The organism is Streptomyces sp. NPDC059567 (genome assembly GCF_042735655.1).
Lineage (GTDB): Bacteria > Actinomycetota > Actinomycetes > Streptomycetales > Streptomycetaceae > Streptomyces.
Map to the genome: position 1 here is coordinate 26,389 of NZ_JBHWBS010000082.1, position 10,554 is coordinate 36,942.

Here is a 10,554-nt window from a genome sequence, read left to right on the forward strand (position 1 = left end):
GCAGTTGCATGTACATCTCACGGACTCGGGCTTAACGTCGGCCGCCGGCGCGACCGACGTACGCACCCGAGGAGCCGCATTGACCACCCCCCGAAGACGAGCCCGTGTGCTCGCCCTGATCGCCGCGGTGAGCGCGACCGCCCTCGCGCTCGCCACCCCCGTCGCCCTCGCCGACGACATACCGCTGGCCCCCGGCCACCGGCTCGTCGACCACTACGACGGCGCTCCCGCCACCGCTCTGCCCGTACCGGGCGCGCCGCCCGCCCAGCACCCCTACCTCGCCCCCAACGGGCGCAGCGGGATGCATGCGGACGGCGCGGGCAGCGGCACCCACCCCTTCTCCGGGCCGCTCGGGCGCGACCCGGAGGTCTCCAGCGAGAAGATCGCCGCCCTCGGCGGCGAGTGCGCCACCGTCACCTTCGACTCGGCCGGCCGGATCCTCACCGTCTGCGGCACCTTCTCCGGCTTCCTGCTCAAGCTGCTCGACCCCCGCACCCTGGACACGCTCGCCGAGTACCGGCTGCCGCAGCGCTCCTCGACCGTCGAGGCCATCACCCGCCTGGACTTCGAGAAGATCTTCAAGGACACCTCGGGCGGCGCCTACTTCTACCTCGACAACCGGGACCGGGTCGTCCTCGCCGACTCCCGACAGCACATCCTCCGTATCGCACACGGCCAGAAGCCGGACGGGAGCTGGCAGTTCACGGTCGAGGACGACTGGGACCTCACCTCGCTCGTCCCGCACGACTGCGTCAGCTGGACCAACCTCTTCCCCAGCGGCGTCTGTGACCCCGTCACCTCCGTCATGCCCGACTGGGACGGCCGCGTCTGGTGGGTGACCCGGCTCGGCCGGGTCGGCACGGTCGACCCCGCCACCGGCACGCTCCGCTCGGTCCGGCTGGCCGGCGAGGAGATCCAGAACTCGTTCTCCGTCGCCGAGGACGGCGTCTCCATCGTCTCCGACCACGCGCTCTACAGCTTCCGCGCCGACGCCGACGGCACCCCGCGGATCCAGTGGCGCCGGACGTACGACCGGGGGACCGGCACCAAGCCCGGCTCGGTGAACCAGGGTTCGGGCACCACTCCCGACCTCTTCGGCGTCGGTGACTCCTACGTCGCGATCACCGACAACGCCGACGACCGGATGAAAGTCCTCGTCTACCGACGCGGCGCCGACGTCCCCGACGCACAGCGCCTGGTCTGCAAGGTCCCGGTCTTCCGCTCCGGCGCCTCGACCACCGACAACTCCCTGATCAGCTGGGGCAACAGCCTCGTCGTCGAGAACAACTACGGCTACGAGAACCCCACCACGCTGACCTTCGGCCGCAGCGTCGTCGGCGGGGCGACCCGGATCGACGTCCGCCCCGACGGCAGCGGCTGCGACACCGTCTGGGAGAGCGACGTCCGCTCGCCCTCCACCGTGCCCAAACTGTCCACCGCCAACGGCCTGTTGTACTTCTACGAGAAGGAGCCGAACGCCTTCGGCATCGACGCCTGGTATCTGACGGCGGTCGACTTCCGTACCGGGAAGCGCGTCTGGAAGAGGTTCACCGGCACCGGGATCGCCTACGACAACAACTGGGCCCCGATCACCATCGGGCCCGACGGGACGGCGTACGTCGGCGTCTTCAACGGGATCGTCGCCGTGCGCGACGGCGCCTGAGACACGACGGTGCCCGGGACCCCACGGGCCCCGGGCACCTGCCGTACCGGGCTCAGACCATCTCGGGCATCTCGCCCTCGGTGGTCTTGACGTCGATCACCGCGAACGCCGCGCCCTGCGGGTCCATGATCGCCGCGAACCGGCCGAAGGGGCTGTCCATCGGCCCGAAGACCTTCTGGCCGCCGAGCTTCACGGCCCTGTCGACCGCCTGGTCGCAGTTGTCGACGGCGAAGTAGACCTGGATGTACGACGGGACCTCGGCCGGGAAGTCCTCCGACGTCATCTTCATCCGCCCCAGGACCGGCATGTCGCCGCCCAGGTCGAAGACCTTGTAGTCCATGGTCTCGTCGACCATCTTCTTGGCGTTGTAGCCGAACACCGACGTGAGGAAGTCGTCCGACTTCGCGGGCTCCCGGGTGAAGACCTCGGCCCACACGTAGGAGCCGGGCTCGCCCTCCAGCTCGAATCCCTTGTGGGAGCCGGGCTGCCAGACGCCGAACATGACGCCGGCCGGGTCCTGGGCCAGACACATGGAGCCGAAGTCGCCGACGGCCATCGGCTCCATGACGACGGTGCCGCCGCTGCTTTTGATCTTCTCGGCCGTGGCGGCGACATCCGGCGAGGCGTAGTACAGACACCAGGCCGACTGAGGGGAGCCGTCCTGGCCGGGCATGGGCGGGACGACGGCCGCGACGGCCTTGCCGTTCTTGTAGGCCTGGGTGTAATTGCCGTATTCCGAGGACGATTCGCCGAAGGTCCAGCCCAGCACCTCGCCGTAGAACGTCTTGGCGCCCTCGACGTCGGTGAACATCGCGTCGGTCCAGCAGGGTGTGCCTTCAGGTCGTGCGGCCATGACGGTGACTCTCTTCCGATCGATGAGATTCCCGATGGGGTTGCCGTGACCCACGCTAGCCAGGACAGGCGTGCCTCGCTCGGTGACGGAGCGTGTCCGGATCGGTCAGTCGCGCGCGAAGATCCCGATGCCGTTCGGCACGGGACGCTCGACCCCTCCGGCGGGATGGTTGCGCACGGTGACGGTCGAGGTGTCCGGGTCGCGTGCGACCAGTGTGGAGGAGCCGCCCCCGTCGAGACTGAACGCGTCCACGGCCCCCACGCCCGCCATCACCGAGGCCACCTCGGCGATCGTCAGCCCCGTGCGGTGCTCGGGCGCCCCGTCCAGAGCCATCAGCAGCAGCCGGCGCCCGCGATCCGTGACACCGGCCGCCGAGCGGACGGCGGAGGTGCGCGCGTCGAGGCCGGGAAGCGGCTCACCCGCGCGCAGCACCGGATAACCGCCCACCGCGAAGCGGTACGGGACCCGGGAGCCGTCGGCGACGAGCCGATGGCGCACGCCGACCCGGTCGCCCACGGTCAGCGAGCGCAGTCGCCGAGCGCCCGCCTCCCTTCCCACGAGGACCTCGGTGCCCTCGGCGATCGGGCCCCGCCCGGGCGTGTCGGCCAGCTCGACGACCCTTCCGTCGCGCACCGTCACCTCGTACGTCTCCGTGCTGCACGGCGCCGCGCGGTCCGTGTCCGTGCCGCACGTGGCGCGCAGTCGTGAGACGGCGCCCCAGTCGGAGGTGAACACCCCGACCGATCCGACCGGCAGCGCGTACTGGTTCAGACCGCCGAGCGTGAGCTTGCCGCCGGGTGTGGAGACCGCGCCGTCCAGGGTGAGCCGGCCGAGCCGGGCCCGGCCGTCGACGCCCACGCCCAGCACCTCGCGCGTGTCGGTGCCCGGTGGCAGGGCGGGGCCGAAGCGCTGTCCGGTCGGCACCGCCGCCTTCAGCACCCGTCCGCCTGCGATCGCGGGACCGACCGGCGCGCCGGTCGCCTCGACGCCCGGGTGCTGGGTCTCGGTGATGTTGAAGAAGTCGCCGTTGACCCCGGCGACCGCGCCGCGCGACCCGGCGAGCGCCGACATCGGTGCGCGCGCCCCGACGGCCCCGGGCGTCAGCAGATCGACGCCGACCCCCGACTCGCGCAGATCGACGGAGAGCAGATGGACCCGGGCCGGCCCGTCGAGCGCGGGCACGTCGAAGGAGCGGTACGTGACTCCCGGGGCGACCTCCGTCCAGACGGCCTCGGCCGTGCCGGGCGTGGCCCCGGCCAGCAGGGCGCACCAGGCCAGCAGGACGGTCGCCAGCGCGCGCGTACGTGTACCCGGACCCCGCACGATTCCCCCCAGGCGTCCCGTCGACTCTCCCAAGATTCACCAGAGTTGACCAGACCACCGTTCCGGCGGAGCGGCTAGGAGTCGACCAGGCGGGAACGGATGAGGAAACGGACGCCTTCCGGGGCCTCCAGGGAGAACCCGCTGCCCCGCCCGGGCACGACGTCCACGATCAGCCGGGTGTGACTCCACAGCTCGAACTGCGCTTTCGACATCCAGAACGGGACCGGCTCCGTGGCGCCGGCGACCTCCAGGGAGGCGAGCAGCACGTCCGAGGCGCCGGTGCGGAACTCCCCGTCCGGGTAGCACATCGGCGCACTGCCGTCGCAGCAGCCGCCCGACTGGTGGAACATCAGCGGACCGTGCGCGTCCCGCAGCCGCCGCACGAGGTCGGCCGCGGCGGGAGTCAACTCCACCCGCGCTCCGGGTCGATCCATCTCCCGCCCCTTCCTCGTGGGTCCGTCGGTGGTCCAGCGAACACCGGCGGAGGTTGCGAGTGCGTTGCGCCCGCCGAAATCGTCCGCGCCTCTAGGAACTGACGATCCGTCAGGTTACTCTTCCCCGCATGATTCCGACCGTTGTCTGGGGCACCGGAAACGTCGGCCGCGCGGCCCTGCGGGCCGTCGACGCCCACCCGGCGCTCGCACTCGCCGCCGTCCTCGTCCACGATCCGGCCAAGGTCGGCCGCGACGCGGGCGAACTCGCCGGTCTCGACCGCGCCCTGGGCGTCGCGGCGACCGACGACATCGACGCCGTGCTCGCGGCCCGCCCCCGAGCGGTGGTGTACGCCGCCTCCGGCGACCTCCGGCCCGACGAGGCGCTCGCCGACGTCGTCAGGTCCGTCCGGGCGGGAGCGGTGGTGGTGACCCCCGCGCTCTACCCGCTCTACGACCCGCGCAGCGCCCCGCCGGAGTTCCGGGACCCGGTGCTCGCCGCCGTCGCGGAGGGCGGCGGCTCGCTCTTCGTCTCCGGCGTCGACCCCGGCTGGGGCAACGATGTGCTCCCCCTGCTGATCAGTGGCCTCGGCACCACCGTGGACGCGATCCGCTGCCAGGAGATCTTCGACTACTCCACGTACGAGCAGGAGGACTCGGTCCGCCACCTCATCGGCATGGGGCACCCGATGGAGTACGAGCCCCTGATGCTCGCCCCGTCCATACCGACCATGGTGTGGGGCGGCCAGCTCCGGCTCATGGCCCGCGCCCTCGGCGTCGAACTCGACGAGATCCGCGAGACCCTGGAGCGGCGCGCCCTCGACACCACGGTCACCACCCGGACGATGGGCGTCTTCGAGGCCGGCACACAGGGCGCCGTGCGCTTCGAGGTGCAGGGCATCGTCGACGGCGAACCCCGCATCGTCATCGAGCACATCACCCGCATTCACCCCTCCTGCGCCCCCGACTGGCCGACGCCGCCCGACGGCACGGGCGCGCACCGGGTGGTCATCGAGGGACGCCCGCGCATCGAGGTCACGGTGGAGGCGAGCGACGAGGGCGAGAACCGTTCCGCGGGCGGGAACGCCACCGCCGTCGGCCGGCTGGTGAACGCCGTCGACTGGCTCGTGGACGCGAAGCCCGGCCTCTACGACGCGCTCGACGTCCCGCTGCGGCCCGCAGTGGGCCGACTGGGAAGGAATCGGCCATGAGAATCGACGTCCCCGAGGGCAGGCACCCGATCGAATACGTATGGGGCGAGATCGTCCCCGAGATCGGCACGGCCGCCGCGAACTTCTCCCTCTCCGTCTACGCCCACACGACCCTGGGACTGCGCGAGTTCGAGGCGGCGCGGCTGCGCGTCGCGCAGATCAACGGCTGTCTGTTCTGCCTGGACTGGCGGACCGACCGTGACGGCGAGAAGGTCGAGGAGTCGTTCGCGGACGCGGTGACCCAGTGGCGCACCACCGATGTCTTCGACGACCGTACGCGGCTGGCCGCGGAGTACGCCGAGCGGTACGCCCTGGATCATCACGGTCTCGACGAGGACTTCTGGACTCGTATGACCGCTCACTACAGCCAGCCCGAGATCGTGGAGCTGACGATGAGCATCGGCTCCTGGTTGTCGTTCGGGCGGCTCAACCGGGTGCTGGGCCTCGATGCGGTGTGTGTGCTGCCCACCCAGTGACCTCAGAGATCGGTGGCGATGATCTTCTCGATGTTGCGTTCGGCGAGCGCCGTGATGGTGACGAACGGGTTGACGCTGGTGTTGCCGGGGATCAGCGCGCCGTCGATCACATAGAGGCCGGGATGGCCGTGGAGGCGACCGTAGTTGTCGGTGGCGCGGTTCAGCACCGCGCCGCCGAGCGGGTGGTACGTGAGGTGGTCGCCCCAGATCTTGTACGCGCCGAAGAGGTCGGTGCGGTAGATCGTGCCCTCCTTCGCGTTGATCTTGTCGAAGATGGTCTTCGCGGCGTCGATGGACGGCTGCTTCCAGGCGGTCTGCCAGTTCAGGTCGACGCGGCCGGCCGCGGGGTTCCACGAGAAGGCGGCGCGGTGCGGGTTCTTGGTGATCGACAGGTAGAACGAGGCGTACGTCTCGATCCCGGTCGGCAGCGGCGCCACCTCGGCGAACGCACCGCCCGCGGCCCAGTTGTCGATGCCCGCCGTGGGCATGGACGACTGGAGCTTGCCCGTCGGGTCCCACATGTGGTTCGCGCGGCCGCACATGACGTTGCCGTTGTCGCCCCAGCCCTGGCCGATCTCGCCGTTGAGGAGGGGTAGCGCGCCGGTGGCCCTCAGCTTGGTCAGCAGCTTGCTGGTGCCGACGCTGCCGGCCGCGAAGAACACCCGGTCCGCCACGGCGGAGGTGGTGGCCGTGGTGTTCCCGCCGCTGTCGAGCACGTCCATCACGACCGTGTAGCCGCCGCCCGACGCCGGGGTCACCGACGTCACCCTGTGCAGCGGCGTGACGGTGACCCGGCCGGTCGCCCGGGCCTGGGCCAGATAGGTCTTCTGCAGGGTCTTCTTGCCGTGGTTGTTGCCGTAGAGCACCTCGCCGGCCAGCGCCGACTTGGGCACGGCGCCGGCCTGCTCCTGCTTCATGTACTCCCAGTCGTAGACGTTGGGCACGAAGACGAAGGGGAAGCCGGAGCGCTGGGCATGCTTACGGCCGACCCGGGCGTACTGGTAGCAGGCGGCGCTCTCCCACCAGGCGGGGTCGACGTGGTTCACCCCGAGGCCGGCGTTGGCGCGGGGGTAGTAGACGTCGTACATCTCGTCGGCGTTCACGGAGGGCAGGATCGCCCCGAAGTTCTCCCGGCGGGGCGTGACCGCCATGCCGCCGTTCACCAGCGAACCGCCGCCGACGCCCCGGCCCTGGTAGACGGTGATGCCGCCGAACTCCTCGGCGTCCAGGATGCCGGTGTGCCGCGGGACGTCCTTGTCGAGCGGGAAGCCGAGGAACTGGCTCAGGGGCTGCTTGGTCCGGGTGCGCAGCCAGAACGAGCGGTAGTCGGGTGTGGTCGTGTTGGCGAAGATCTTGCCGTCGGGGCCGGGGGTGTCCCAGGCCATGCCCATCTCGACCATGTGCACGTCGACGCCCGCCTGGGCGAGGCGCAGCGCGGCGACGGAACCGCCGTAGCCGGTGCCGATCACCAGCGCGGGGATGCGGGCCTGTGTGGTCGATCCGTAGGCGTGTGAGGGGAGCGCCAGAGCGCCGAGAATAGAACCTGTTCCCGTGATGAATCCACGGCGTGATACAGCCATGTCGTTCCTCACTGTCGGGTGGAATGGGAACGAGTTCTACTGCCGCCCGGATGGGAAGTCACGGCATACCGATTGGTAACTTTTGGGTGGATCGCTCAAGAATGATCGGGGCAAAGCCGACATTCTGAAGAGTTGGAGAACCGCTGAGCCCGGAGCGCACATGTCCCTGCCGACCCTCGCCCCCGAGACCGTCGACCGCGCCGCCGCGCGGCTCCACGACACCGCCGCCTGGCAGGAGATCGTCCGGCACTGGGGCGCCCCCGCCGACACGCCGGCCGCCCCCGTCGAAACCCCACCGGAGGACTGGCGCCGGCTCCTCAGCGTCCCCGTCGACCAGCTCGTCGCCACCGCCCTCGCCGGCCTCACCACGCCCCCGCCCGCCGAACGGCGGCTCCCTGGACGCCTCGGCGCGGTCCTGCCCGACCGGCTGCACACCTGGCGCCGCATCGGACAATCCGACCTGCGCCCCTCCACCCACCTCGCCCACGCCCGCGACGTCCTCGTCGAGTGGGGCTGGCAGAACCGCCCGTACCGCCTCCGCGACGTCCGGGGCGCCCGCTGCCTCTGCGGCGCCCTGCTGACCGCGCACCGCCTCGGCTACGGCAGCGCCGACACCATGAACCGCTCCGCCGCCTGGATCGTCACCGAACTGCGCGCCCAGGGCTGGACCGGCCTCATCGGCCCCTGGAACCGCGCACCGGGGCGTAACCAGGACCAGGCCCTGGCCCTCCTCGACGCGACGATCCGCCGGGCCGCGCACGCGGGCGAGTGACCTCCCGCGCGGGGCGCCCCACGGTCACTCCACGCTGTCGGAGACCGTGAAGAGCCCGCCGTCCGGATCGCGCAGCGTGATGCGCCGGCCGTTCCCCGAGGGGAGGACGGCCGACACGGTCGTACCGCCCGCCTTGAGGGCCGTCTCGGCGGCGATGTCGACGTCGGGCACCCGGAAGTGCACGTGCCAGCGCGGCCTGACCTGAGGATCGGGGGCCGCCTCCACCGCGCCGCCGAACAGCCGCGCGACGGTGACACCCGCGTGGCTCAGCACGACATGGTCGTCCTCGTAGGCGACCTGACAGCAGCCGGGCCGCTCGCCGGCCCAGTCCAGCACCTCGGCGTAGAAGATGGCCGCGTCGAAGGCGTTCCTCGTCCGCAGCTCCAGCCAGGCCGGGGCGCCTCCCTTGCCGACACTCCAGTCGGGGATCACCTCGCCCTCCCAGATGCCGAAGACGGCGCCCTCGCGGTCGGAGGCCAGCGCCGCACGGCCCGTACCGAACCGCAGGGGCCCGACGGCCACGGTGGCGCTGCGCTCCCGGATCCGGGCCGCGGTCACATCGGCGTCGTCGACCGCGAAATAGGGCGTCCAGGCGACCGCCACGGCCAGGCGTGGCGCCAGGGCACCGATCCCGGCGACGGGCGCCCCCTCGCTCATGGCGACGGAGAACTCCTCACCCAACCGGGTGGGCCGGAACTGCCAGCCGAAGACGGCACCGTAGAAGGACTCGGCGGCTCGGAGATCCCGGGCCATGAGACTGACCCAACAGGGGGCGCCGGACACCGCATGGCTCGAGGTCGACACAACCTTCATCCATCCGTCGTGGACGCGTGATCGTTCTCCATCCCACCGTACCCCCGACGAGACCGCCATTCCGGAGGGCCGTCCCGGTACGGAGTGCGAAGCGGCCGAGGGTGCGAAAACCTTGAAAGGTGACGGACGTGCGCGCCGCGCTACGAGAACCGCTGGCCGACCTGCTCGCGCGGCGCAGGGACCCGGTCGTCGTCCAGACCCTCCGGTCCACCGCCGCGGCGACGATCTCCTATGTCGTCGCGCTCCAGCTGAGCAGCGAGGCGGCCCCGCTGACCGCGCCGCTCACCGCCCTGCTCGTCGTCCAGGTGACGCTCTACTCCACGCTCAAGACCGGGATCCGCCGCGTCAACGCCGTCGTCGTCGGCGTGATCATCGCGATCGCGTTCAGCGCCCTGGTCGGGCTGACCTGGTGGAGTCTCGGGCTGATCATCCTGGCCTCGCTGGTGGTGGGCCGGTTCGTGCGCGTCGACGAGTTCGTGCCCGAGGTCGCGATCAGCGCCATGCTCGTCCTCGGCGTCACCCAGGTCACCAACACCGCCTGGGACCGGGTCCTCGAAACCCTCATCGGGGCCGTGGTGGGCCTGCTCTTCAACGTGCTGCTCGTGCCACCGGTCTGGGTCGGATCGGCGGGGGAGTCCATCGAGGACCTGGCACGGCGGATGCGGCAGCTGCTGCTGCGCATGGGCGAGGAGCTCGCGACCCAGGCTCCCGTCGCCCACGCCGCCGCGCGCCGGCACGAGGCGCGGCTGCACGAGGCGCGCAGGCTCGACAACGACGTGGCCGACGTCGACGCGGCGCTGCGGCAGGCCGAGGACAGCCTCCGCCTCAATCCGCGCGTCAAGGAGGGACTCCTGCACCGTGTCGTCCTGCGCACCGGGCTCGACACCCTGGAGATCTGCGCCGTCGTCCTGCGCGTCCTGGCCCGAACGCTCGTCGACCTCGCCAAGGAACGCAGGGAGGAGGAGCTCTTCCCGCGCGACGTGGCGATCGCGCTCGAAGACCTCCTGGCGCGCGTCGCGGACACCCTCGTGAGCTACGCCGTCCTCGTCACCGCGCGCGTCAGCGCGAACGCCGACGCCGCGGAGGAACGGCTCGCCGGGGAGCTCGTCGCGACCCGCGCGGTCCGCGACCACGTGGCCGACCTGCTGCTCCGGGGTGTCCTGCGGGACCCCCGGCAGTGGCAGCTCCACGGCGCGCTGCTCGCGGAGATCGACCGGATCCTCGACGAGCTGGATCCCGGCCACCGCGGGCGCCGCCTCATGGAGGAACTCGACCGCCACTCGCGCGAACGCGCCGGGAAGCGCACACCGCTGTCGGCCCTGCGCGACCGACTCGAGGTCTAGGGGGTGTCTTGTCGATCAGGCCGGATCGGGGAGCGGCGTCTGGTGCCGTGGATCGCAAGGCGGAGGAGGGAGTCAACGCGGAGCGTTGG

10 protein-coding genes are annotated in these 10,554 nt (G+C 71.2%); 5 read left to right on the plus strand and 5 right to left on the minus strand.

Annotated elements, in window-relative coordinates; translation table 11 throughout:
* Window positions 1-79 precede the first annotated feature (79 nt).
* Window positions 80-1,663, plus strand: coding sequence for a hypothetical protein (locus tag ACFVZW_RS28280; RefSeq protein WP_384526894.1), 1,584 nt, complete (start codon window positions 80-82; stop codon window positions 1,661-1,663).
* 52 nt (window positions 1,664-1,715) lie between these two features.
* On the opposite strand, the gene ACFVZW_RS28285 is transcribed toward ACFVZW_RS28280, so the two are convergent.
* The 3 genes from ACFVZW_RS28285 to ACFVZW_RS28295 form a co-directional block, all read right to left on the minus strand.
* Entirely contained in the window at window positions 1,716-2,516 is an 801-nt protein-coding gene (locus ACFVZW_RS28285) for a VOC family protein (RefSeq protein ID WP_384526897.1), read from the minus strand.
* 105 nt (window positions 2,517-2,621) lie between these two features.
* On the minus strand, window positions 2,622-3,839 hold the full coding sequence (locus ACFVZW_RS28290; protein ID WP_384526900.1) for a phosphodiester glycosidase family protein: 1,218 nt from the start codon (window positions 3,837-3,839) through the stop codon (window positions 2,622-2,624).
* A gap of 74 nt (window positions 3,840-3,913) precedes the next feature.
* Window positions 3,914-4,273 carry a DUF779 domain-containing protein gene (locus tag ACFVZW_RS28295; protein WP_384526902.1) on the minus strand — a complete coding sequence of 120 codons (360 nt, stop codon included), beginning with the start codon at window positions 4,271-4,273 and terminating at the stop codon, window positions 3,914-3,916.
* 128 nt (window positions 4,274-4,401) lie between these two features.
* On the opposite strand from ACFVZW_RS28295, the gene ACFVZW_RS28300 reads away from it, so the two are divergent.
* Window positions 4,402-5,481, plus strand: a complete 1,080-nt coding sequence (locus ACFVZW_RS28300) for a dihydrodipicolinate reductase (RefSeq protein WP_384526905.1) — start codon at window positions 4,402-4,404, stop codon at window positions 5,479-5,481.
* Window positions 5,478-5,957 (plus strand): carboxymuconolactone decarboxylase family protein, encoded by a 480-nt coding sequence (locus tag ACFVZW_RS28305; RefSeq protein WP_384526908.1) that lies wholly within the window; start codon window positions 5,478-5,480, stop codon window positions 5,955-5,957. The genes ACFVZW_RS28300 and ACFVZW_RS28305 overlap by 4 nt, the downstream gene beginning before the upstream one ends.
* Before the next feature lie 2 nt (window positions 5,958-5,959).
* Here the strand turns inward: ACFVZW_RS28305 and ACFVZW_RS28310 are convergent, their stop codons facing one another.
* A complete protein-coding gene (locus ACFVZW_RS28310; protein WP_384526911.1) occupies window positions 5,960-7,537 on the minus strand; it encodes a GMC oxidoreductase in 1,578 nt (525 codons plus the stop codon).
* Window positions 7,538-7,697: 160 nt separating this feature from the next.
* Here ACFVZW_RS28310 and ACFVZW_RS28315 point away from each other — a divergent pair, with 160 nt between their 5' ends.
* Complete coding sequence (locus tag ACFVZW_RS28315; RefSeq protein ID WP_384526914.1) at window positions 7,698-8,309, plus strand: hypothetical protein; 612 nt, start codon at window positions 7,698-7,700, stop codon at window positions 8,307-8,309.
* A 24-nt stretch (window positions 8,310-8,333) separates the two neighbouring features.
* Here the strand turns inward: ACFVZW_RS28315 and ACFVZW_RS28320 are convergent, their stop codons facing one another.
* Window positions 8,334-9,062 carry a VOC family protein gene (locus ACFVZW_RS28320; protein WP_384526916.1) on the minus strand — a complete coding sequence of 243 codons (729 nt, stop codon included), beginning with the start codon at window positions 9,060-9,062 and terminating at the stop codon, window positions 8,334-8,336.
* Window positions 9,063-9,241: 179 nt separating this feature from the next.
* Between ACFVZW_RS28320 and ACFVZW_RS28325 the strand changes: the two genes are divergently transcribed.
* A complete protein-coding gene (locus ACFVZW_RS28325) occupies window positions 9,242-10,465 on the plus strand; it encodes an aromatic acid exporter family protein (protein ID WP_384526918.1) in 1,224 nt (407 codons plus the stop codon).
* The last annotated feature ends 89 nt before the right edge of the window (window positions 10,466-10,554 follow it).